The sequence below is a fragment of the Pelagibius sp. CAU 1746 genome, from assembly GCF_039839785.1.
Taxonomy (GTDB): domain Bacteria; phylum Pseudomonadota; class Alphaproteobacteria; order Kiloniellales; family Kiloniellaceae; genus Pelagibius.
In genome coordinates this window covers 395,867-418,213 of record NZ_JBDOQT010000002.1, presented here as the reverse complement: position 1 = coordinate 418,213, position 22,347 = coordinate 395,867, and the positions used below count along the sequence as shown (strand labels likewise).

Sequence of the window (22,347 nt, the reverse complement as noted above, 5' to 3'; positions counted from 1 at the left end):
CTACCGGGCGGTCGCGTTTTTTTTGTGCAGCAGTGGAGCCGAGCCGGTGACTTCCCCCGCGACGTCCAACGAGCCCTTGATTCTGGCGGTCCCTAAAGGCCGCATTTTGAAGGAATTAAGTCCTCTTTTGGCGCATGTCGGCATTGAGCCGGAAGCGGCTTTCAACGACGACAATGCCCGTCAGCTCCGCTTTTCCACCAATCATCCGGGCCTGGACATCATCCGGGTGCGCAGCTTCGACGTGGCCACCTTCGTGGCCTTCGGCGCGGCCCACCTGGGCGTGGCCGGCAACGACGTGCTGATGGAGTTCGACTACCCGGAGCTCTATGCCCCGGTGGACCTGAAGATCGGCGGCTGCCGGCTCTCCGTGGCCGCGCCGCGGCGCCTGGCCGAGAGCGACGATCCCAGCCGCTGGAGCCACATCCGGGTGGCCACGAAGTATCCGGGCATCACCCGGCGCCACTTCGCCGCGCGCGGCGTGCAGGCCGAGTGCATCAAGCTGAACGGCGCGATGGAACTGGCCCCGGGCCTGGGGTTGTGCCGGCGCATCGTCGACCTGGTCTCCACGGGCTCGACGCTGAAGGCCAACGACCTGGTGGAGGTCGAGACCATCGCCGAGGTCACCTCGCGCCTGATCGTCAACCGTGCCGCCCTGAAGACCCGCTCCGAGGAGCTGACCGGCTGGGTCGAGAGCTTCCGCGAGGCCGCCGATGCCGCTTAGGTTGGATGCCGCCGCCGCCGGTTTCGAAGCAGACTTCACCGCCCTGCTGAACAGCAAGCGCGAGGCTGCCGCCGACGTCGACGCCACGGTGGCCGGCATCGTCGCCGATGTCCGCGAGCGCGGCGATGCGGCGCTGTTGGACTACACCCGGCGCTTCGACCGGCTGGATCTGACGGCGGAGGGGCTTCGCATTCCGCAGAGCGAGCTCGACAAGGCGGTCGAGGCCTGCGATCCCGAGACCATCGCGGCGCTGGAGCTGGCGGCCGAACGCATCGCCGACTACCACCGCCGCCAGAAGCCGGAAGACCTGGACTACCGCGATGCGGCCGGCGTGCGCCTGGGCCACCGCTGGACGGCGGTGGAGGCGGCCGGCCTCTATGTCCCCGGCGGCACCGCGGCCTATCCCTCCTCGGTGCTGATGAACGCCCTGCCGGCCAAGGTCGCCGGGGTGGAGCGCCTGGTCATGGTGGTGCCGACGCCCGACGGCGTGGTGGTACCCCTGGTGCTGGCCGCCGCCAAGCTGGCCGGCGTCACCGAGGTCTACCGTGTCGGCGGCGCCCAGGCAGTGGCGGCCCTAGCCTTCGGCACCGAAACCATCGCCAAGGTCGACAAGATCGTCGGCCCCGGCAACGCCTATGTGGCCGCGGCCAAGCGCCAGGTCTTCGGCACCGTCGGCATCGATATGATCGCCGGCCCTTCGGAAATCCTGGTGGTGGCCGACGCCGCCAACCGTCCGGACTTCATTGCCGCCGACCTGCTGTCCCAGGCCGAGCACGACACCGCCGCCCAGTCGATCCTCATCACCGACGATGCCGGCTTCGCCGACGCCGTGGAGGCGGAGGTGGCCAAGCAGTTGGAGGCGCTGCCGCGCAGCGCCATCGCGCAGGAGAGCTGGCAGGCCCACGGCGCGGTCATCACCGTGGCCGAGCTCGACGCCGCCTTGCCGCTTATCGATCGCATTGCGCCCGAGCACCTGGAACTGGCGGTGGCCGACCCCGACGCCCTGGCAGCGAAGGTGCGCAACGCCGGGGCCATCTTCCTGGGCCGCTACACACCGGAGGCCATCGGCGACTATGTGGCCGGGCCCAACCACGTGCTGCCGACGGCGCGCTCGGCACGCTTTTCCTCCGGGCTTTCGGTGTTGGATTTCATGAAGCGCTCGTCGCTGATCGCCTGCAGCGCCGAGGCACTGGCTAAAATCGGGCCGGCCGCCGTGCGCCTGGCCGAGGCCGAAGGCCTGGACGCGCACGCCAAGTCGGTCGCCCTGCGCCTGGCGGCCAATCCGGAGCCATCCTGACTCCGGCACCACCTTGTTGAGGGGGGAGCGGTCCCGCGGGCATGAACGACGACAGCCACAAGGAAACGCCGCCGAGGGAGCGGCTGGCCAACGTCACGCTGGACGACAGCGCCGTCATCCGGCGCAGCCCCGAAGTCGAGCACGAGCGCGCGGTGGCGATCTACGACCTGCTGGAAGAGAACACCTTCCGCCCGGTGGGCGACTACCACGGACCCTACCATCTGCGGCTTTCCATCGCCGAGAACCGCCTGCTGCTCGACATCCGCAGCGAGCAGGAAGACCGGCTCGGGTCCGTGACCCTGCCGCTGCTGCCGTTCCGCCGGGTCATCCGCGACTACTTCGCCGTTTGCGAGAGCTACTACGAGGCGATCAAGACCGCCAGTCCGGCGAAGATCGAAGCCATCGACATGGGCCGGCGCGGCCTGCACAACGAGGGTTCGGATCTGCTGCGCGAGCGTTTGGACGGCAAGGTCGAGATAGACTTCGATACCGCGCGCCGTCTTTTCACGCTGATCTGCGTTCTGCATATCCGCGGATAGACCTCGATGAACGATCTCCCCGCAGCGGTGCTCTTCGCCTGCACGCAGAACTCGGTGCGTTCGCCCATAGGCGAGGCGTTGCTGAAACACCTGCTGGGCCATCGTGTCTACGTCGACTCGGTCGGCGTGCGCTCCGGAGAGATCGACCCCTTCGTCATCGAGGTGATGGACGAGATCGGCATCGACGTCTCCAGGCACCGCGCCAAGTCTTTCGACGACCTGGAGGACACCTCCTTCGACCTGATCATTTCGCTGTCGCCGGAGGCCCAGCACAAGGCGGTGGACCTGACGCGGACCATGGCTTGCGACGTCGAATTCTGGAACACTTTCGACCCCACCCTGATCGAAGGAAGCCGGGAAACCCGCCTCCAGGCCTACCGGGATGTGCGCGACCAGTTGAAGAAGCGCATCGAGGAGCGCTTCACCCTGGACCTGAAACCGCCCCACTGAGGCGTCCCAGCGCAGCAAAAAGCGCGGATTTCCGCGGTTTATGGCACGGTTTTCGCCCCCTAACGCGGGTGTTTGTCCTGGTCTATGCTTTTATGTATGATCCGCGCGCTCTCCCGGATCCGGGAAAACGGGTGGGAGGCAAGGGGATGAACCGGGCCGGCGCACCAGGACACGGCGGCCGAGCCACCGAGATAAGAAGGACAGATGGCCAAGGAAGATTTGCTGGAGTTCCAAGGTACCGTCGTTGAGCTGCTGCCCAACGCGATGTTTCGCGTGAAGCTGGACAACGACCACGAAGTGCTGGCTCACACCGCCGGCAAGATGCGCAAGCACCGTATTCGCGTTCTGGCGGGCGACCGCGTGAACGTCGAGATGACGCCCTATGACCTGACCAAGGGCCGCATCACCTTCCGCTACAAGTAATCCGACGGGCCAGGTCATGGCCGTAGTTCCTGCCGGACACCCTCCGCTGGCCGAGATGCAGCCGGCGGCGCCGCTCGTGCTGGCCTCGGCCTCGCCGCGGCGCCTGCAGCTGCTGCATCAGGTCGGCATCCTGCCCAGCGATGTCGATCCCGCCGATATCGACGAGACGCCGCGCCGCCGCGAGCTGCCGCACCACTACGCGCGCCGCGTCGCCCTCGACAAGCTGGACGCCGTGGCCGCGCGCCATCCGGGCTGCTTCCTGCTGGCCGCCGATACCGTGGTGGCCGTTGGGCGGCGCATCCTGCCCAAGCCGGAGGACGAGGCCGAGGCGCGGGCCTGCCTGGCGTTGCTCTCCGGCCGGCGTCACCGGGTGCTGGGCGGCGTCGCCGTGCAGGCCCCGGACGGCCGGCGCGCCGACACCCTCGTCACCACCGCCGTCGTCTTCAAGCGCCTCTCGGAAGAAGAACTGCGCCGCTATCTGGCCGGCGGCGAGTGGCGCGGCAAGGCCGGCGGCTACGCCATCCAGGGCGCGGCGGCGGCCTTCATCCCCAAGATCATCGGCTCCTATCCCAACGTGGTCGGCCTGCCCCTGGTGGAGACCTGCAATCTCCTGACCGGGCTGGGCTACCGGACCTGAGGTCGCGGTGGCGGCGGACCTGATCGTCTCGGTCCTGCCCGGCGAATTGCGCGCCGCTGTCCTGAAGGACGACCTCCTCGATGAATTGCTGATCCTGCGCGACGACATGCCGGGCAAGGGGACGCCGCCTCAGGCGGGCGACCTCTTCCTCGCCCGGGTGCAGCGTTTCGACAAGGGCCTGGACGGCGCTTTCGTGGACTTAGGACTCGAGCGGCCCGGCTTGCTGCCGCGCCGCGAGATGCCGGAGGGCGCGGGAGGCAGTGTGCCGCCGGAAGGCACGGCCCTGGCGGTGAAGGTGCTGCGCGCGCCGGCCGCGGACAAAGGCGCGCGCGTCAGCGCCAAGGGGGTCAACGCCCCGGCGGCCAAGGACCTGACGGCCCCGGCGCGTCTGGGCGGCGGGACCGGACCGCTGGCGGCTCTGGCCGCGCGGGCGGTGCCGCGGCGGGTGGTCTGCGACGACGCGGCCCTGCTGAAGCAGATGAAGGATTTTGTTGAGGGGGACTGCGACTTCGACCTGCACAGCAGCGGAACTCCGCTGTTCGAGGCCGAGGGTCTGGAGGCGGAGATCGAGGCCCTGTTGAGCCCGCGTGCCGAGCTGCCAAGTGGCGGCTTCCTGCTCATCGAGCCGGGCCAGACGCTGACCGCCATCGACGTGAACGCGGGGCGCAGCGACGGGCGCGGCGGGGCCGCGGCCCAGGCCAAGGCGGTGAACCTCGCCGCGGTGCCGCTCATCGCGCGGCAACTGCGCCTGCGCGGGCTCTCGGGACTCATCGTCGTCGACTTCCTGGCCATGAAGAATCCGCTGGACCGCAAGGCGGTGGCGGCGGCGTTGCGCCAGGCGGTGGCCGGCGACCCGGAGCCCTGCCAAGTCTTCGGCGTCTCGCCCTCCGGCCTCTTGGAGATGACCCGGCGGCGCGGCCGCCTGCCGCTGCACGAGACCCTTTGCCGGCCCTGCGGCTTCGCCGGCTCCGGCCGCGAGAAGACGCCGGAGACCCTGGCCTACGAGGCGTTGCGCGCCACCGTCGCCGGCGCCCTGGGCCAGGCGGCGAGCGGGATCACCCTGCGCGCCGCCCCGCCGGTGGCCGCGGCGCTGAAGCAGGGGCAGGCGGAGGCCTTGGCCGCGGTGGAGCGCCGTCTGGGCCGCGCGGTCGTTATCGCCGCCGACCCCTTGGTCGACACTTACGAGCTCGTGCTAGGCTGATTTCTATGAGCGACAAGACCGACGATCTGGACAAAGTGGTGCCGCTGTCGCGCAAGGACGGCGGACGGCGCAAGTGCCCCATCTGCAAGGCGCCGGCGGTGCACCGCTATCGCCCCTTCTGCTCGCAGCGCTGTGCCGACATCGATCTCGGCCGCTGGGTGAAGGGCAACTACGCCATCCCCACCGACGAAGTACCGGATGGGTCGGGGCCCGATGCCGGGGCCCCGCTCCGTGACAGCGACGAGGACTTCTGAGCCATGCGCCGCTTTGCCGTTGCGGTGCTGACGGCCCTGCTGCTGGCGACGGCCGTGCCGCCGGCCGCCCGCGCCTTCGAAGCGCGCGTTATGGACTCCGTGGTCTCGGTGCTGCCCTTGTGGCCGGGCCAGCCCCGGGGCGGCCAGCCGGACCTGCCGCCCGGCGTGGCGCCGGAGGGCACGGCGGTGGCCATCGCCCCCGGCGGCTACCTGGCCACGGCCCTGCACGTGGTCGACCGGGCGCTGGAGGTGACGGTGCGCCTGCCCGACGGCCGCCTGGTCCCGGCGGAGGTGCTGGGCAGGGACCCGGCCAGCGACCTGGCGCTGCTGGGGATCGAGGCCGACCTGCCGCCCTTGCCCTACGCGCCGGAGCCGTCCCTGGGCGCGCCGGTCTGCGCCGTCGGCAACCAGTTCGGTCTCGACCTCTCGGTTACCTGCGGCGTGGTCTCGGCCCTGCACCGGGCGGGCACCGGCTTCAACCCCATCGAGGACTTCGTGCAGACCGACGCGGTGGTGAACCCCGGCGCCTCCGGCGGCGCCCTGGTGGACGCCGAGGGCCGGCTGGTCGGCCTGCTCTCGGCCATCTTCACCATGGAGAGCGATGCCAACATCGGCGTGAACTTCGCCGCCTCGGCTGCGCTGGTGCGCCGGGTCATGGTGGATCTCAAGACCTACGGCCAGGTGCGCCGCGCCAAGGCCGGCCTGGGCCTGGAGGAGCTGGACCCGGAGGAGCGGGCAACCGAGGTCGGCCTGCGCGTGGCCGGCGTGCTGCCCGGCGGGGCGGCGGAGGCGGCGGGGATCCGCGCCGGTGACCTGTTGACCGCCGTGGAGGGCCGCCGCGTCACCAAGGTGCCCGAGGCCATCGCCGCCATCCAGATGAAGCGCCCCGGCGAGACCCTGCGCCTGGCCCTGAAACGCGACGGCCAGACCCTGGACCTGGGCCTCGTCCTGGCGCCCTAGCGGGGGCGTAGAGGGGCGCCCTGGCGGGCGCTTCACCCCCCTCCTAACCTCCCCCACCAAGGGGGGAGGGAAGGGTATTTGGCGCTGAACCAATTCGTTCCCCCTCCCCCTTGATGGGGGAGGGCCGGGGTGGGGGTGGGGCTGCCTGCCCGGAACCCGGGGAATCCCAAAAACTTAAGATTTTCCGGGAAAAATCCGTCAGGAAATGCCCTCGGGGGGCTGGACAGAGCCGGGCGCAGGGCCTATAAGCCTGCGTCGCTGCTCAACGCAGCGCGACAAGGGGTCCGGGACCTTCCCGGAGCGGCCGCCCGGCCGCAGGATACCAACAGCCCCGCCCGATGTGCCCAGGTAGCTCAGTTGGTAGAGCACATGACTGAAAATCATGGTGTCGGTGGTTCGATTCCGCCCCTGGGCACCATTCTTCCTTGATGGATATCGTCCGCTTCTCCCCTTGGGAAATGCCGTCCTGAGTCACCCCGTGTTTTCCGGCAGCGGCTTGACGCTCGCAAGGTCGGGCAGGCCGCAGAAGGTCTCCTGGTCCAGGTCATAGAAGTAAAGGCAGCCGACAATCTTGCGCACCTGGCCGGCGTGGAGGATCGGGGCCATCGCGCCTTCCACGACCCGTGTGATGCCCTTGCCGTGCAGGTGCACGTGCTTGCGCAGGCAGACGCAGACTCTCTCCGCGACACAGCGGCGAAAGGCGTCGACCACGTCGTCGGAGGCGGGGCCGTGCAGGAAGGCCGTCAGGTCCGCCCCTTTCAGGTCGCGCGAGAAGGACGCCGTCAGATTGTCGCCGGCCACCGCGATGGGCAGGCTGCCGTCGCCTTGGACATGCAGCAGAAAGAGGTTCGGCCACATTTCGCCCGGCAGCTTGAGCACATCGAAATCGACGGATGTGAAGCCGACGTGGGCGAAGAAGTGCTCGAATTGCGGTTCCGATAGGAAGCCGTCAAGCCAGTCGGGCATTTGGATCGTCCTGAAACGCCCCCGGCACGCTGGCGGAGGCGTTCTGCGCGGGGGCGCTCTGCGTGGGCGCCTCAATGTCTAGCCGGAACGATTATACGCGCGACCTTGAGGAGCCGAAAAGACCCAACGGCGGAGGGGCGGTTCTCTTCGGAATTCACTGTTGGAAGACGAGGCGCCGGCGCTGCTTCAACTTCGCGATGAAGGCCGTCGCCACTGCCGGGTTTCTCACCTTGGCGCCGTAGCCGTTCTCTTCCTCGGCGCGGCTCTGCATCAAACGCGCGTAGGTGACGGCTGCCGTCGGCTCGTCGATGCGCGGAAAGCGCTCGCGGTCGGCATAGGCGATGGCGGCGTCGGGCCGGCGCGCCAGGTCTTAGAAGGCGGGCTTTTCCCAATTCAATCGCTCGGCATTCCCGGTCGGATGCCCTTTTCCGTTGACATCATTTTGGAATATGATATTCCGAATATGAAACTGACAACACTTCAGGCGGTAAGAATGCCCCCCGACCACTGGAACGAACAAATGCATCCCGCTGACGGCGCCTGCGACACCGGAAATGCCCCTCTGTCGCCAGATCTTGCATTGGAGATCGTTGACCTCCGCATTTGCTACGGAGACCACGAGGCGGTCCGCGGGGTCACGATCAGCGCAAAGGCTGGGACTCATTTGACGCTCGTCGGGCCGAGCGGGTGTGGAAAGACAACCATACTGCGGTCGATTGCGGGTTTGGAAAAGCCGTCCAGCGGACGTATCAGCCTGTTCGGCAAGCCCGTCTATGACAGCTCGATGAATATCGAGGTGGCGACCGAGAAGCGCGATGTCTCGATGGTCTTCCAGAGCTATGCGATCTGGCCGCATATGAGCGTCTTCGAGAACGTAGCTTATGGTCTGCGTCTGCGCCGTGTGCCGAAGGCGGAGATCGAAGAGCGCGTCATTCGCGCGCTGTCCATGGTCGGTCTCAAGGAACAGGCTTACCGGCAGTCGACGATGCTCAGTGGCGGGCAGCAGCAGCGCGTCGCGCTTGCCCGCAGCTTCGTCTTCGATCCGAAGATTTTGCTCTTCGATGAGCCTCTGTCGAACCTCGACGCGAAGCTTCGGGCGCAAATGCGGGTCGAGCTGAAAGAGCTGACCACCCGTCTCGGAATCACCGCGGTGTATGTGACGCACGATCAGGAAGAAGCCCTGTCGATGTCGGACCACGTGGTCGTGCTGCAGGACGGCATCGTCCGGCAGCAGACCGATCCCTTTACCGCCTATTTCCGGCCCGAGAACGCCTTCGTTGCGGACTTTATGGGAGTATCGAACTTCCTGCCGATTGCAGGCGCGGCGAGGGAAATTGCCGGAGGTCTCGTCGAAGCCGATCTCACGGACGGCGGCAAGGTTATCTGCGCCGGCGCCGTGCCGGACAAGGAGGTCGCAGGCGTGGCAATCAAGGCGTCGCATCTCCAGCCGCAGGCCGAGCCGCCGGAATCTGGGGATAACGTCTGGCGAATGGAGGTCACGCACCGGTCCTTCGTTGGCGACCTGATGGAGTATCACCTCGACTGGGAGGGCCGCGAACTGCGGGCGAGAACTCTGTCGTCTCGCGTCTTCGACGTAGGAGACAAAGTCTACTGCAGCGTGGCACCGGAGCACGCCGTTCTCGTTGCCCCTTGACGATGGCGCCGGGAGGGTGGCGGCCGCGCAAGGGTGGTATCCAGGTGCGTTGACAATAAAGAATCCGCGTTAGTTGAGGTAGTGTGATGAGAACAGCCCGAGTATTGATGAAGCACGAAACCATTTCGTTCGATCCAAACCGCCACAATTCCGATTCAAGCGTGGGTGGGGTCGTGCTGAGGATGATCTGTCAGGGACTCTTGAAGATCGACCATCATGGTGAACTGGCGCCGGACTTGGCTAAGTCGTGGAACGTCTCGGATGATCTGCGTGTTTTCGAGTTCGAGCTGGACCCGGAGGCGACGTTCCATTCGGGGCGGCGCTGCGATGCGGAAATCGTCGCGTGGAACTTCGAGCGGCTCTTCAGCGGAACCGGCGACAGCCTGCTGGCCGCGGACTACGCGGGTCTCGAGAGTGTGCGGCCGACCGGGAAACACCGTGTCGAGTTTAGGTTCTCGAAACCCAACGCCTCGTTTCTGCGGAACGTCGCATGGCGCACCTATATCGTCGATGATCGGGCGGACCAGCCGATTGGAACCGGCCCCTTCCGCCTGACCGAGTGGCAGCGCAACAGCCATATGGCCTTGGAGACCTTTCGCGAAGACTCACGTTGGAAGGACTTGGCGATCGACAATGTGGATATTAGATTCGCGCCCAGCGCGGAAGCCCGCATTGAGGCGATTGAGAAGGGTTTGGTGGATATTGTCGAAAGCGTCCCGGCTGGCGCGGCTGCGGAGCTCGGCCGGCGCGGACTGCTGGAAACGGCGGCGGTTCCATCGTTGCAGAAAAGCGCTCTCGTCTTCAATTGCGCGGAGCCGCCGTTTGATGATCCGCGGCTGCGCCGAGCCGTGGTGCACGCAATCGATCGGGCCCGGCTCGTCGATGCGACGGTGGGGACGCAGGGGCGTATCGTCGACGGGATTGTCCCCAAAGGGGAACTCTGGGCCTGCGATCTGGACCCGATAACCTACGATCCGGAGCTGTCCAGAAAGCTTCTGCAGGAGGCCGGCTTCGGCGGAGGGCTGAAGATAAAGGGCGTATCAACCAACGTCGCGCCGATGCCGAAGGTCGCGAAGATGGTGGCGGAAGATTTGAGCGCCATAGGTATCACTCTTGAGACGACTGGCTACGACGATCCGCCTTGGTGGCCTTACGTCTATACCATGGCCCCATGGAATGTCGCATTTCAAGGTAGCCCTGCGCGCCCGCATATCGATACATTTCTCGGCAGAGAGTTCAAGACGACCGGCGCCTTCAACGCCGGAAAATACAGCAATGCCCGGCTGGACGAGATCATCGAATTGGCACGGCATTCGCTTGGTACGGCCGAGCAGGAGCAGTTGTATTCGGAAGCGCAGAGAATCATTCGTCAGGATCTGCCGGTTTATATTCTCTTCGCGGCCAATGTGCTCGTGGGTTGGCGGCCTGGCGTCAGTGGTTTCGTTCCCCATCCGATGGGAGCGATCGACCTGACCAGTGTTGATCTGGGGGCGCAGTGAGATTGCGATCGACAATTTCCGTGAGAGGACTTCAATGAAGCGCAGCGAGGACGCGGAGGTCGTGCTCCGTCCGAAAATTCCAAGCCCGAATCAAAAGTCGGAACTGTCCCTTGGAGGGCGCCCGAAGTCACTGGCCGAAAAGGTCTACGAGGCGATTCGCCAGGCGATCATTGCAGGCACGATAGAGCCAGGTGAGAGGGTGACCGAGAACAGTCTCGCGGAACGCCTGTCGGTGAGTAAGACGCCGGTACGCGAGGCGCTCCTGGAGCTGCGGCGAGTTGGCCTGATCGTGGATTGGGGGCGTCGTGGAGGGCAGGTTATAACGCCGTCGCGCGAGGCATTCCAGGAAGTGTCGGAAACGCGGGAGGCGATAGAGGTGCTCGTTTCGGCCAATGCTGCCCGGAGGGCCAGCGAAGCGGAGAAGCGCGCAATCGTACAGGCAGCTAAGAATTCGTTGAAGGTGGCTAAGTCCGGCGACATCAGCGGCTTTCACGAGGCCAATGTCATCTTTCATACCCTTATCGCCGACTGCGCCAGGAACAGCAGGATGTCGAGCATGCTGCGCGACCTGTTTGACTTGGGCTCCTTGCTCCGGCTTCGCGACCTTCCGCCGATACACGACCTCGTGAAGTATGGCGAAGATCACGTCGCGATCGCCCAGCGGATTGCCGAGGGCGACGCGGAAGGGGCTGCCGAAGCGGCCCGAGAGCACGTGGTCCATACCCGGCGGGAAAACCTGGAAGCCTTCGACCGCCGCAACGCCGCTTCGGCGGAGTGATGCCGCATCGCCGACTTTAAGTCGGCCTGCTCCAGTCGACCGCATAGGTAAGCGATATTCCCAGGCGAGGCCGAAAGGCGTTCAGCCTGAACCTCTGATTACGCCTGCTTCTCAGGTATGAGCGCCATACGAATCCGATCATGAGCTATCCCGCCAGCCCTTCGTCCAAGAAAATGCCGGAATCGTCCAGCCGGCAGCGCCAGCTTGTCGCCGGCGTCACGATGACGGTGGTCGTCGCTCTTGCGGCGCGGTTCGTCGACGACCAGCTTGGCATCCCCGATATGCTGGTGGCATTGCTGCTGGGAATCGCGTTGCATTCCGTCATCGATCACGATCAGTCAAGGCGCGGGATTGCCTTCACGGCAAGCGCGATCCTGCGTTTCGGGATTGTGCTGCTGGGCGCGCGGATCACTCTCTACGAAATTCAGGGCCTCGGGCTTTCTTCCCTCGTCACGGTTTTGGCGGCGATCGTCGCAACCATCCTGGCGGGTATTCTGGGGGCCCGATTGCTGGGTTTCCGCGGCAGCTTTGGGGCCTTGACCGGCGGCGCCACGGCAATCTGTGGCGCTTCGGCTGCTTTGGCGCTGGCGGCGGTCCTGCCGCGGCACGATAAGATGGAGCGTGAGACAAGCGTTACGATACTCGGCGTCACGGTCCTGAGTTCGATCGCCATGCTCCTTTATCCATTGCTCGGCATCGCGTTTGGGTTCAGCGAATCGGAGAATGGCCTGCTTTTGGGCGCGACCATTCATGATGTCGCGCAAGTCGTTGGCGCCGGCTACTCCATGTCGGTCGAGATCGGAGATCAAGCGACGCTGACAAAGCTCTTGCGCGTGGCTTTGCTGCTGCCGGCGGTCTTCATTATCGGCCTGACGTTCGGTGCCCGGCGCGGTGACGAGTCGCGGGCACCGGTCCCGGCATTCCTTCTGGGCTTTCTAGCCTTGGTATGTTGGAACACCTGGGTCGGTCTCGATCCAAGTCTGCGTGACGTTCTCGTGGAGGTGTCGCGCTGGTTCCTTCTCATGGCCGTCGCCGCGATCGGGATCAAGACCCCCATCGGCGCTGTCGTCACGATAGGCCCGCGCGCGCTCGGCCTCCTGGTTATGGAGACGGTCTTTCTACTGACGTTCATCCTGGTCGTGATCCTGGGTTTTTCCTGGATCTAGCCCAAAGAGGAGGAAGAAGGTTGATTCTAAGCGCGGCGCCTGTCGATCCAGTGAGCTTCCAGCCGTTCGGTCAAGTGCTGACGATCAGCGGGTCGGCGGACAAGCGTTTGGAAACCTTCGTCACGCCCGAACTCGTGGATCACGACAGGCCGTTGAATGTGGCCTACGGGACGAAGGATGCCAGTTCCTTTCCGCATCGGATCCCCATCTTCGAACGTCACGGTCTTTCTACGCAGCTCTTCGTTCCCGTTAAACTGTCGCGCTACCTCGTGATCGCTTGCCCCAGCGGGGCCGATGGCCGCCCTGACCTGAAGTCGGTCGGCGCCTTCTTTGCGGACGAGACTCAAGCCATCCGGTTTGGAAGGGGTGTCTGGCACGCGCCTTTGTGCCTGGCGGATCAGCGCGGGTCCTACCTGGCGGTGAGGTACTGCCGCTCGCTCGAAGACGATCAGGAGATTTTCAGCCTGACGGAGGACCTTCGGATCAGTCTGCCGCCGAAATCCGCGAGCTGAGAAGGGCCTCTGCCGCTTGACCGTAATATGGAATATGGAATATCATATTCGAAGATTAACAAATGAATGAAGAATACTTGGAGGGAGAATGTCTATGTCTGCATCTAGAATCGGCAAATTCGTCTCGTTGTTGAGTTTGGCGGCACTGGTGACGTTCGAAGGTTCCGCCGTCGCCGAAGAGTTCGACCGCAGCCAACTGATCGAAGGGGCGCGCAAAGAAGGGAAGCTTGTCTGGTACACGGGAGCACCTGATGGCCTCGCAAGCCGAATGCTCTCGGTGTTCAACGAGAAGTACCCGTTCATCGACGTCAGTGAGTACTATTCGAGCACTGCCGGGCGTGTAATGTCGAAACTCCAGGCCGAGATCGAGGCCGGGAGGAAGGTCGCCGACGTGTTCCACACGGGGGACATGGGCACGGTTCTGACCCTGCATTCACAAGGCGATATTGCCCCTTTTGTGACGCCGGAGCAGGACAACTACGGCGATCTCTATAAGGAACCCGGCATCTGGACGGGTTGGCGTATTACGACCCTCAACATGGGCTACAACGGCACGCGCATCAAAGCGGAAGACGCCCCGGATTCCTGGACTGCTTTGACCGAACCGAGGTTCAGCGGAAAGTTGGGTTTTCAGGATTCGACCTCCGGCCTGCAGCATCTTCAGTGGTACATTCTCCGGCAGCACATGGGGAAGGATTTCTGGAAGCAGGTCGCGCAGAACGAACCGGTTATCTATGGCGGCAACGTCGCAATCGTAGAGGCGGTCTTGCGTGGCGAACTCCATCTGGCGGGCGAGACGACCAGCTATTTCATCTGGAAATATACGCAAAGCAAGAAGACGCCGTTCAAGGGCGTTTGGCCGGTGGAGGGCGTTCCTCTCGGTGTCCAGCCGATTTCCGTCCTCAAGGACGCGCCGCATCCGAATGCGGCAAGGCTCTTCGTGGATTGGGTCCTGTCTCAGGAGGGTCAGCGTGTAATGGTCGAGGCGATCGGCGACTATTCCGCGCGCGATGACGTCGACCCGCCACAAGGAAGCCCCAAGTTGTCGGCACTCAAGACGCTGCTTCCGGATTCCTATGAAGGGCTACTGAACAGTAAGGAAGAGTTTATTGAAGAGTGGAAGATGCTCGCCAAATAGCATCTCCACGTTTCGGCAATCGCGCGCGGCGGGGCGAGAGATCCCGCCGCGCGGCAGCTCCTTACAAGGCAGATAGACCATGGCTTCGTCGCTTATTCTCGGCAAGTACGTCATCACGCGCGCGCTCGACCGCCATAACGTGGAAATCGTGGAGGACGGCGCCATCTACCAGCGCGACGGCATCGTCGTCGAGGTGGGAAAATCCAGTGAGCTGAAGGAAAAGTACGACGCCGACGAGATTATCGGGTCCCAGACGCATGTCGCGATGCCGGGCCTCGTCAACAGCCATCACCATGTCGGGCTGACCCCATTGCAGATGGGCGCCGTCGATGAGGCGCTGGAGGTCTGGTGGCTCAGCCGGCTTGGGAAGCGGAACGTCGATCTGTATCTCGATACGCTCTACTCCGCCTTCGAGTTGATCGAATCGGGCGTGACGACGGTGCAGCATCTCCACAATCGCCTCGGCGGGACGGTCGAGCAGATGGTGGAGCGGGCGAACCAGGTGATTGAAGCCTATGACGCGATCGGCATGCGGGTTTCATACTCCCACTCGGTGCGTGACCAGAACAGAATCTCCTATATCAGCGACGAAGACTACGTATCGCGCCTGCCGGAGGACGTAGGCCGGAGCTTGTCCGAAGCCTTGACAAGGCAGACGATTCCGCTCGAAGACAATATCTCGTTGTTTGAGTCTCTCTATCGTCAACACGAGAGTTCGCCGCGAGTCGAGATCCAGCTGGCGCCTTCAAACCTGCATTGGTGCTCCGACGCTGCGCTCGAGCTCATTCGTGACTGCGCCGCCAAGTACAACGTCCCAATGCATATGCATCTGTCGGAGACGGTTTATCAAAAGCAGTACGCGGCAGAACGTTCCGGCGGAACGGCCCTTCAGCATCTTCATCGCTTGGGGATGCTCGGGCCGCGCCTCACGGTCGGGCACGGGGTTTGGTTCACCGAGGCGGACATTGAGCTTGCCGCGGATACCGGCACCATGATCTGTCACAATGCCAGTTCCAATCTCCGGGTGCGGGACGGCGTGGCGCCGCTGAATGCGTTCGAAGCGCGAGGGGTCAAGGTTGCCATCGGCATCGATGAAGCGGGGCTAAACGACGACAGGGACATGCTGCAGGAAATGCGGATGGTCCTTAATCTCCACCGCGAACCCGGAGTCCATGACCGGGTGCCCACTGCGACCCAGGTCTTCCGAATGGCCACGGAGTACGGCGCCCAGACGACGCCGTTCGCCTCGAAGATCGGCACCCTGGAGCCCGGAAAGGCCGCCGATGTCGTCCTTGTCGATTGGAATGCGATATCATATCCCTATTTGGACCGGGGCGTGCCCATTCTGGAGGCGGTGCTTGGGCGAGCCAAGTCGCGCGATGTCGATACCGTGATCGTCGCCGGTCAGCCGATCCTGCTGAACCGGGAATTCACTCGAATCGATAGAGGCGCCATCCTGAAAGAGTTGGCCGACTCGCTGGCTGCCCCGCTGACTGCGGAAGAGCAAGGCCGCTTAGAGCTTTCCCGAAAACTGCGCCGACATGCGCCGGACCTTTATGAGCCGGATCCGATGTGTGGTTGCGGTTCTCACCAACCTTTCTATCGCATGAATGCTCGAAACTAGAGCAGACTGAAAAGGCGTATTCATGACCGACAAGCTGCAATTAAGCACGTTTATCGCCTTAACCGCCTGCGTGCTGTTCCTGGTGGGCTATCCCTTGTTCATGCTGGTCACCGCCAGCTTCGAACCGATATCCGCGGATGGCGGGTTATCCTCGGCCTTTCGCGGCTACTTCGTACTCTTCGATGACATAGCTCTGCTGGGCAACAGCATGGTGGTCGCCATTGGAAGTACGGTCGTCGCGGTCGTCTTTGGAGTGGGCCTCGGCTGGATCGTCGCGCGAACCAACGTTCCCTGCCGCGGGCTTCTGGAAGCGTTGATCGTCATTCCCTTCTATCTCACGCCCCTCATGGGGGCGGTCGGCTGGGCGCTTCTGGCGTCTCCCAACGAGGGTGGCGCCCTGAATGCGATCTTGATGAAACTGGGTGTCGCCGACACGCCGGTTTTCGACATCTACACGCCTCTCGGCATCATCTGGGTCATGGGAATTTATTTTGCGCCTTTCCCGTTCCTCTTTGCGGTCGGCGCCCTGCGGTCGATGGATCCCTCGCTTGAAGAAAGCTCGCATGTTCTCGGGAGCAATCAGGTTAGGACGAGTTTGCGTATCACCTTGCCGCTCATCATGCCGGCCATATTGGGCAGCTCCCTTCTGGTCTTCGTGCTGGCGGTGGGGCAGTTTGGCGTTCCTGCCATCCTCGGAATGCCCAACGGCTATCACGTCCTGACCACGAAGATTTATCAGTTCGTCACCGGATTCCAGCCGGACTATGCCGCGGCGTCGGCTATGGGGCTTTCGCTTCTCACTTTCACGGCGGTCGGCGTCTATCTGCAGTTCAAGGTGCTGGGGACGAAGAAGTTCACGACGGTCACCGGGCGCGGCTTCCGTCCCAAGCTGATTGATATGCGCGGGTGGCGCCTGCCGTTGTTTGCGATCGCCTTCTTCTACATCGCCATCGCCGTGATCCTGCCAATCGGCGTCTTGCTGTTCGCCTCGCTCGTTGAATGGATCACTTTCGATTTCGAGTACGTTCAGTTCACTCTTCAGAACTTCGACTACGTGATTAACGATCACGCGCCGACGATGATCGCGATCGTCAACACGTTGCTGCTGGCCTTCTCGGCAGGCGCCGTGATCCTGCTTGCCAGCGTCGTGATTGCCTGGATGCTGCATCGTTCCGATCTGCCCGGACGCCGCTTGCTTGAGTATATTTCGATGATTCCCATCGCCGTCCCGGCTGTGGTCTTCTCGGTTGGCTTGCTGTGGGCTTGGACGAAAGTGCCAGTGGTGCCGATCTACGGAACGCTGTGGATTCTGGCTATCTGCTACATCACGATCTTTCTTCCCTATGGTATTCGTGCTGTATCTGCGACGCTTGTCCAGATCGACAAGAGCCTCGAGGAATGCGCCAGCGTCATGGGTGCGTCTTGGGCCCGGGTCTTGCGCACGGTGACTTTTCCGCTCTTGGCGCCCGGGCTGTGGGCCGGTTGGACCATCCTGTTTATCTCGGTGACAAAGGAGCTCACCGCATCGGCGCTTCTGTACAACAGCAAGACCGTTGTGCTTTCCGTGGCGGTCTTCGATCTCTGGGCGCATAGCTCGTTCACGAACGTAGCCGCTCTCTCGCTCATTCAGGCCGCCATCATTTTTCTTGCCCTCGGCGCATCACGCATCTTTGGGCGGGCACAGGGGAGTCCTGTCTGAGATGTCATCCCAAGGAAGCAATGCGCAAAACATGAATACGCCTTTTCCGCGTGACCTGGTCGGCTACGGAGCGACGCCGCCTAATCCGAAATGGCCCGGTAACGCCAGGCTGGCGGTGCAGTTTGTGGTGAATATCGAAGAGGGGGCGGAGTACACGCCGGCCGATGGCGACCCGCAGGCTGAGAAAGGCCTGGCCGAGGTTCCGGGCGGACGGTTGCCCGCAGGTCATCGTGATCTTGCGTTCGAATCGATGTACGAGTATGGCAGCCGCGTCGGCATATGGAGACTGCTGCGATTGTTCCGGGATCGGGGAGTTCCTTGGACGGCCTTTGCTTGCGCGGTCGCCTTGGAGCGCAATCCGATGATCGCGGAGTTCATTCGGGACAACGCTATCGATGTCGTTTGCCATGGATGGCGCTGGGAGGAGCCGTTCCGCCTTAGTGAAGAGGAAGAACGCGAACGTATTGCTCGATCGGTGGAGTCGCTGAAACGGACGGTCGGCCGGGCGCCGGAGGGATGGTATTGCAGGTACGGAGCATCCGAGAACACGCGGCGATTGCTGGTGGAGCACGGCGGCTTCCTCTATGACTCGGATAGCTATAATGATGAGGTGCCGTTCTGGGTCACCGTTCTGGGTAAGGAACACTTGGTTGTCCCTTATGCCTTTTCCACCAATGACAGCCGCTTTTCCGGTGGTGGCATGGTGACCGGCGAGCAGTATTTCACGATGCTGCGAGAGGCGTTCGACTATCTTTACGAGGAAGGCAAGGTGTCTCCGCGGATGATGTCCATCGGATTGCACGCCAGAATTACCGGACACCCAATGCGCGCGCATGGGCTGCGACGGTTTCTAGACTACGTCTTGGCGCATGAGTCCGTTTGGATCTGCACGCGAAGTGAAATCGCCCATCATTGGCATCGTCACCACCGCAGGACGGCTTGCCTGTGAGGCGATCCGGCAGTTTGCTGCCCTGCCCGCGCCGCGGATGTGTATCCGACATGCTCGGATTGTGGCGCCGGCAGGAAGCCGTCAAGCCAGTCCGGCATCTGGATTGTCCTGGAACGCCCCCTGGCACGCTGATGGAGGTGTTCTGCGCGGAGGGCGCTCAGCGTGGGGTGCCTGCGTGCCTAGCCGGAATGATGATATTCGCGGCCTCAAGGAACCGAAAAGACCCAACGGTGGAGAGGTGGTCTCCTTCGGAAATCGCCGTTGGACGACGAGACCCCGGCGCTACTTCAACTTATCGATGAAGGCCGTCGCCGCTGCCGGGTTCCTCACCTTGGCGCCGGAAATGAAATAGGCGTAGACGTCGCCGCGCTTGCCCCATTTCTTTGCCTGCTTCACCCAGGCGTCGAGATCCTTGGCGCTGTAGCCGGTTTCCTCTTCTTCCCGGGACTGCATGAGGCGGGCATAGGTGAAATCCGCCGTCGGCTCGTCGATGCGCGGGAAACGTTCATGGTCGGCATAGACGATGGCGGCGTTGTGCCGGCGCGCCAGGTCGTAGAAGGCGGGGTCCTGGAAGCTCGGATGGCGTACCTCCAGGGCGTGGCGCAGCGGGACGCCCTCGATATCCTTGGGCAGCAGCGTAAAGAAGTCGACCATGTCCTCGGCATCGAACTTCTTGGTTTCCATGAATTGCCAGTTGATCGGCCCCAGGCGTGCGCCCAGCAGGTGCAGGCCTTGGCCCAGGAAGCGCTGGATCGACTCCGCGGCGGCGGCAAGCTGCTTGCGGTTGGTGCAGTAGCGCGAGGCCTTGACCGAGAAGACGAAGCCCTCCGGCGTCTCGGCGTGCCACTTCATCCAGCTCGGCTCCTTGAAGCTGGAATAGTAGGTGCCGTTGATCTCGATCGAGGTGAGGGCGCGGCTGGCGTATTCCAGCTCGCGGCGCTGCACCAGCCCCTTGGGGTAGAAGACGCCGCGCCACGGCTCGAAGGTCCAGCCGCCGATGCCGGTGTAGATCCTGCCCTTCGCCACCGCTGACCTCCTTGCGCTGATGACCGTCCCGGAACCGCCGGGCGAGCAAGCCTCGGGCCATCGCCGGGGGATTGCAACTGACAACACCCCGACAGTTTCCGTAACGGGGGAAAGGGGGGATCAGTTGTGGCTGCTGGCCGCGGCCTTGTTGGTCGCCGTGGCGGTGGCGTGTTTGTCGCTTTCGGGGGGCAGCAGGGCGTCGCGTTCGGCGGCGTGGATGAGCTTGTTGACCGCGTAGACCGAGAGGCGGAAATGCTCCGGCCGGGTCGAGACCTTGAGGGAGAAGTCCTTCTGCTGAGCACCGCGGCCCAGTAGGTAGGTGACCGTCCTGCCGTCCCTGCGGGTCATGGCCAGGGTCAGTTGCGGCGAGTCGAGGGCATAGTCCGGGTCGGCCTCGTCGCTGCGGAAGGATTCGACGCGCAGCCCGGCGAGCAGGCCGGCCAGGCGGTCGGCGGCTTTTGCGTTCAGCGACGGGGCCTTGCCGTCGCCGGCCGGCCCGACAGCGGAAGGGACGGCGAGCCGCCAGCCGCCCGCCGCGCCGGCATCGGCCACCAGGCGCAGGCCGTTCACCTCGATGGCCGCGATGTCCTCCTTGGGGACTTGAAGGAAGCCGCGGTCGAACCAGTCGTCAAACGCGACCGAGGCGTCATAGAGGCCGAAGTGGACCGAATAGCCGGTCTGCTCGCCGGCCAGGCGCAGACTTACCTGGCGCGGGCCCTCCGGCGTGCCGATGTAGACCGTCGCCAAGGCCTTGCCGCCGCCGGAAAGGGTCAGGCGGCGCTCGAAGTCGTCGTCGGCCAGTTTGAAGCCGATCAGCGCCTGCGGGTCCGAGGCGATGGGCAGGTGCCGCTCGACCTGCAGAAGGCGGGCCAGCATGTCGTTCACCTCGCGGGCGTCGGCCGGGAAGTCGCCCAGGTCCGGCAGAACCCAGCCGCCGCCGCCGCGCCGCAGGCTGATCTGCTGGCCGCCGGGCCCCTCGATGGCGATGGCGTCGACCTCTCCAGCCGCGAAGTCGAAGACCGCGGGATGCTTTCGGGCGTCCCGGACCCCGGTCTCGTGAATCGTGAAGGCGATGCCCGCGATAATCACGCTCGCCAGCAGGCCGCCGATGACGGCGAAGATCTTTCCCATGCTCTGGGGCTTTCTAAAAGGCTCGGATAGAGGTATGTCGGGTGCGGAGAAAAGGGCCGCAGGCTTCCTATTTCAGGAAGCGATCATGGCAGAGTCAGGGCAGGAAATCGTTAACACCGGGGCAGGTGGGAGATTTGGCCGAGCCCGCCATCGGGCGAATTCGGCTTTCGGGGTGCCGACGTATCGAGGGAGTGAGGGACCATCGCGTACTGGGATAGAGTCTTCAAAGACGTGACCGTTGTCGACGGCAGCGGCGCGGCGGGGTTTGCCGCCGACGTCGCCGTGGCCGGGGGCCGCATCGCCGCCGTGGAAAGGGGTCTCGCGGGAGAGGCCGCTGAAGTGGTCGAGGGGGCCGGGCGGGTCTTGGCGCCGGGCTTCATCGACGTGCACACCCACGACGACCGCGCGGCGCTGGACGCGGCGGCGAGCTTCCCCAAGGTGAGCCAGGGCGTGACCACGGTGGTGGTCGGCAACTGCGGCGTCAGCCTGGCGCCTTCGCCGCTTCGTGACGGGAATGAGGTCATCGCCCCCATCAATCTGCTGGGCAAGGCGGCCGATTTCGCCTATCCGCGCTTTGCGGACTACCGCCGCTGGGTGGAAGAGACGCCGGGGCCGGTGAACGTCGCCGCCCTGGTCGGCCACATGACGCTGCGCGCAAGGACCATGGACCGGATGGAGCGCCCTGCGACGGCGGCGGAAATCGAGGCCATGCGCGCCGATCTGGCCGAGGCGCTGGAGGCCGGCGCGCTGGGGCTCTCCACCGGCCTGGCCTATCCGCCCTCGCGCTTCGCGCCGACCTCGGAAATCGTCGCTCTGGCCCGCGACGTGGCTGCCGCCGGGCGGCTCTTCACCACCCACATGCGCGACGAGGCGGGCGGCGTGGTGGCTTCGGTGGCGGAGACCATCTCCATCGCGCGGCAAAGCGGGGTGCGCACTCTCATCTCCCACCACAAGTGCTGCGGCGAGGGCAACTTCGGTCTCTCGGCGACGACGCTGGCGATGATCGCCGAAGCCCGCGAGACGCTGTCCATCGATCTCGACCTCTACCCCTACACGGCAAGTTCGACCGTGCTGATGGAGCGCACCGTGAAGGAGTCGCGCAAGGTGACGCTTGCCTGGTCGGACAGCCATCCCGACATGGCGGGGCGCGATCTGGCGGAGATCGCCGCCGAGTGGGGCTGCGACGTCATCACCGCCCTGGAGCGCCTGCGCCCCGGCGGGGCCGTCTACCACCAGATGGACGAGAACGACCTGGTCCGCATCCTGACCTTCCCGCCCAGCCTCGTCGGTTCCGACGGCCTGCCCCACGACAAGCGCCCGCATCCGCGGCTTTGGGGCACCTTCCCGCGGGTGCTCGGCCACTATGTGCGCGAGCGCGGCGATCTGAGCCTGGAGCAGGCGGTCGCCAAGATGACCGGTCAGACGGCGAAGGTGCTGGGCCTCGCCGAGCGCGGCCTCGTCAAGCCCGGCCATCACGCCGATCTGGTACTCTTCGACCCCGACACCGTGATCGACCGCGCGACCTACGACGATCCGGAAGAGCCCGCTGCCGGCATCGATATGGTGCTGGTGAACGGTGCGGTGACTTACGAGAAGGGGACGATGACGGAGAATCGGCCCGGACGTTTTCTGGCCTCTTAGCGGGCCCGGCATCCGGTGGGCGTCCCCAAGGTTCCTTGGCGGCGGCCCCCGGGAAGGTGAGGGGCTCCCGAAGGGGCGGTCC

Annotated in this window: 22 protein-coding genes and 1 tRNA gene; 20 read left to right on the top strand and 3 right to left on the bottom strand. The window is 64.3% G+C overall.

Annotated elements, in window-relative coordinates; all coding sequences use genetic code 11:
* Nucleotides 1–46 precede the first annotated feature (46 nt).
* From hisG to AAFN88_RS18725, 10 genes are all read left to right on the top strand, one after another.
* Nucleotides 47–721 (top strand): ATP phosphoribosyltransferase, encoded by a 675-nt coding sequence (gene hisG, locus AAFN88_RS18770; RefSeq protein ID WP_347522128.1) that lies wholly within the window; start codon nt 47–49, stop codon nt 719–721.
* Entirely contained in the window at nt 711–2,018 is a 1,308-nt protein-coding gene (gene hisD / locus AAFN88_RS18765; RefSeq protein ID WP_347522127.1) for a histidinol dehydrogenase, read from the top strand. Before hisG ends, hisD begins: the two co-directional genes overlap by 11 nt.
* 41 nt (nt 2,019–2,059) lie before the next feature.
* A complete protein-coding gene (locus AAFN88_RS18760) occupies nt 2,060–2,557 on the top strand; it encodes a UPF0262 family protein (RefSeq protein WP_347522126.1) in 498 nt (165 codons plus the stop codon).
* Nucleotides 2,558–2,563: 6 nt separating this feature from the next.
* Nucleotides 2,564–3,007, top strand: coding sequence for an arsenate reductase ArsC (locus tag AAFN88_RS18755; protein WP_347522125.1), 444 nt, complete (start codon nt 2,564–2,566; stop codon nt 3,005–3,007).
* Nucleotides 3,008–3,211: 204 nt separating this feature from the next.
* Nucleotides 3,212–3,430 (top strand): translation initiation factor IF-1, encoded by a 219-nt coding sequence (gene infA / locus AAFN88_RS18750; RefSeq protein ID WP_193370093.1) that lies wholly within the window; start codon nt 3,212–3,214, stop codon nt 3,428–3,430.
* A 16-nt stretch (nt 3,431–3,446) separates the two neighbouring features.
* Nucleotides 3,447–4,067, top strand: a complete 621-nt coding sequence (locus AAFN88_RS18745; protein ID WP_347522123.1) for a nucleoside triphosphate pyrophosphatase — start codon at nt 3,447–3,449, stop codon at nt 4,065–4,067.
* A gap of 7 nt (nt 4,068–4,074) precedes the next feature.
* Nucleotides 4,075–5,268, top strand: a complete 1,194-nt coding sequence (locus AAFN88_RS18740; protein ID WP_347522122.1) for a ribonuclease E/G — start codon at nt 4,075–4,077, stop codon at nt 5,266–5,268.
* A gap of 5 nt (nt 5,269–5,273) precedes the next feature.
* On the top strand, nt 5,274–5,522 hold the full coding sequence (locus AAFN88_RS18735) for a DNA gyrase inhibitor YacG (RefSeq protein WP_347522120.1): 249 nt from the start codon (nt 5,274–5,276) through the stop codon (nt 5,520–5,522).
* Between the two features lie 3 nt (nt 5,523–5,525).
* Nucleotides 5,526–6,482: a trypsin-like peptidase domain-containing protein gene (locus AAFN88_RS18730; RefSeq protein WP_347522119.1), complete on the top strand. Its 957-nt coding sequence runs from the start codon at nt 5,526–5,528 to the stop codon at nt 6,480–6,482.
* Between the two features lie 342 nt (nt 6,483–6,824).
* A tRNA-Phe gene (locus AAFN88_RS18725) sits at nt 6,825–6,900 on the top strand.
* A 53-nt stretch (nt 6,901–6,953) separates the two neighbouring features.
* On the opposite strand, the gene AAFN88_RS18720 is transcribed toward AAFN88_RS18725, so the two are convergent.
* On the bottom strand, nt 6,954–7,448 hold the full coding sequence (locus AAFN88_RS18720; RefSeq protein WP_347522118.1) for a PAS domain-containing protein: 495 nt from the start codon (nt 7,446–7,448) through the stop codon (nt 6,954–6,956).
* 160 nt (nt 7,449–7,608) lie between these two features.
* Between AAFN88_RS18720 and AAFN88_RS18715 the strand changes: the two genes are divergently transcribed.
* The 9 genes from AAFN88_RS18715 (at nt 7,609) to AAFN88_RS18675 (ending at nt 18,467) form a co-directional block, all read left to right on the top strand.
* Nucleotides 7,609–9,102: an ABC transporter ATP-binding protein gene (locus tag AAFN88_RS18715; protein ID WP_347522117.1), complete on the top strand. Its 1,494-nt coding sequence runs from the start codon at nt 7,609–7,611 to the stop codon at nt 9,100–9,102.
* A gap of 107 nt (nt 9,103–9,209) precedes the next feature.
* Nucleotides 9,210–10,601, top strand: a complete 1,392-nt coding sequence (locus AAFN88_RS18710; protein ID WP_347522116.1) for an ABC transporter substrate-binding protein — start codon at nt 9,210–9,212, stop codon at nt 10,599–10,601.
* Nucleotides 10,602–10,635: 34 nt separating this feature from the next.
* On the top strand, nt 10,636–11,379 hold the full coding sequence (locus tag AAFN88_RS18705) for a GntR family transcriptional regulator (RefSeq protein WP_347522115.1): 744 nt from the start codon (nt 10,636–10,638) through the stop codon (nt 11,377–11,379).
* Nucleotides 11,380–11,519: 140 nt separating this feature from the next.
* Nucleotides 11,520–12,545 carry a putative sulfate exporter family transporter gene (locus AAFN88_RS18700; protein WP_347522114.1) on the top strand — a complete coding sequence of 342 codons (1,026 nt, stop codon included), beginning with the start codon at nt 11,520–11,522 and terminating at the stop codon, nt 12,543–12,545.
* Between the two features lie 20 nt (nt 12,546–12,565).
* A complete protein-coding gene (locus AAFN88_RS18695; protein WP_347522113.1) occupies nt 12,566–13,057 on the top strand; it encodes an ureidoglycolate lyase in 492 nt (163 codons plus the stop codon).
* 94 nt (nt 13,058–13,151) lie between these two features.
* Entirely contained in the window at nt 13,152–14,195 is a 1,044-nt protein-coding gene (locus AAFN88_RS18690; RefSeq protein WP_347522112.1) for an extracellular solute-binding protein, read from the top strand.
* 79 nt (nt 14,196–14,274) lie between these two features.
* Nucleotides 14,275–15,819, top strand: a complete 1,545-nt coding sequence (locus AAFN88_RS18685; RefSeq protein ID WP_347522111.1) for an amidohydrolase family protein — start codon at nt 14,275–14,277, stop codon at nt 15,817–15,819.
* A 22-nt stretch (nt 15,820–15,841) separates the two neighbouring features.
* Nucleotides 15,842–17,518 (top strand): iron ABC transporter permease, encoded by a 1,677-nt coding sequence (locus AAFN88_RS18680; RefSeq protein WP_347522109.1) that lies wholly within the window; start codon nt 15,842–15,844, stop codon nt 17,516–17,518.
* 1 nt (nt 17,519) lies between these two features.
* Nucleotides 17,520–18,467 (top strand): polysaccharide deacetylase family protein, encoded by a 948-nt coding sequence (locus AAFN88_RS18675; protein ID WP_347522108.1) that lies wholly within the window; start codon nt 17,520–17,522, stop codon nt 18,465–18,467.
* A gap of 282 nt (nt 18,468–18,749) precedes the next feature.
* Here the strand turns inward: AAFN88_RS18675 and AAFN88_RS18670 are convergent, their stop codons facing one another.
* Nucleotides 18,750–19,493, bottom strand: coding sequence for a DUF72 domain-containing protein (locus AAFN88_RS18670; RefSeq protein ID WP_347522107.1), 744 nt, complete (start codon nt 19,491–19,493; stop codon nt 18,750–18,752).
* A gap of 120 nt (nt 19,494–19,613) precedes the next feature.
* The gene (locus AAFN88_RS18665; protein ID WP_347522105.1) at nt 19,614–20,624 is read right to left on the bottom strand and encodes a DUF4340 domain-containing protein; all 1,011 of its coding nucleotides are present in this window, start codon (nt 20,622–20,624) and stop codon (nt 19,614–19,616) included.
* A 231-nt stretch (nt 20,625–20,855) separates the two neighbouring features.
* Here AAFN88_RS18665 and AAFN88_RS18660 point away from each other — a divergent pair, with 231 nt between their 5' ends.
* The gene (locus tag AAFN88_RS18660; RefSeq protein WP_347522103.1) at nt 20,856–22,265 is read left to right on the top strand and encodes a D-aminoacylase; all 1,410 of its coding nucleotides are present in this window, start codon (nt 20,856–20,858) and stop codon (nt 22,263–22,265) included.
* Nucleotides 22,266–22,347: the final 82 nt, after the last annotated feature.